Raw genomic sequence first — 751 nt, 5'->3', positions numbered from 1 at the left:
CTTGGCGCACCCAGATCAGCCGGTTCTCCGCGTCATAACCAAAATCCAGCGTCCTACCGGGGCTCTCCCGCCGAACCGTATTGCCCGCATCGTCATAGGTATAGCGAATGGCGCTCGGCCCCGCACCTTGCTGCTGCAGCCGGTCATTGGCGTCGTAAGTCCACTCCCCGCTCGTGCGGCTATGCGCCTTCCGGTTGCCCACCGCATCCAGCGTGAAGCGCTCCGTGTCGCTGCTGAAGCTGCCCTTGCGTGCGGCTTCGGTCAGGCGCTGATCGTCGTCGTGGACAGCGGTCAGATCGTCCGTGCTACTGGCACCGTCCAAGGTGTCCGTCCGCTGGCGCTGCTGCAGCTCCGACTCCAGGCCAAAGCTGTTCTGCAATTGCAGCGTGGCCTGCTGTGTGGGGCTCTTGACCGTCTGGCCACGGAGCTGCTTCAGACCATCCACCTGCAACGCCCGGCTGCCGCCGCCTGGCAGTTGCCACAGCACCGGCATGCCGTCCTTGAACTCGCCCACGCTGAGGCTGCCGGCACCGGGAATGCTCACGCTCGCCAGCCCACCGTGCGCTGCGTAGCCATACTGCAGCTCGGTGCCATCCGGCCAGACGATCTTGGTCTTGCGGCCTGCCGCGCTGTAGCCGTACCGGTAGCTCATGCTGTAGCGAGCACCGGCCGGGTTGGGCAGGCTCACGGTCTCCTCGGTCTTGCGCCCTTCCTCGTCATAGTTCAGCGTGGCGCTGGACTGCTGCTGCCC

1 protein-coding gene is annotated in these 751 nt (G+C 65.9%); it reads right to left on the bottom strand.

Features of this window, described 5'->3' with window-relative positions; genetic code table 11:
- Positions 1–751 (bottom strand): RHS repeat protein (locus tag H5407_RS23525; RefSeq protein ID WP_183106912.1); only part of this gene is annotated, 751 nt, incomplete at both ends.

Source organism: Mitsuaria sp. WAJ17 (genome assembly GCF_014174515.1).
In the GTDB taxonomy this organism is placed as follows: Bacteria; Pseudomonadota; Gammaproteobacteria; order Burkholderiales; family Burkholderiaceae_C; genus Roseateles_B.
The sequence above is the reverse complement of the archived record's forward strand: the minus strand, read 5'-3'. Positions and strand labels throughout refer to the sequence as shown.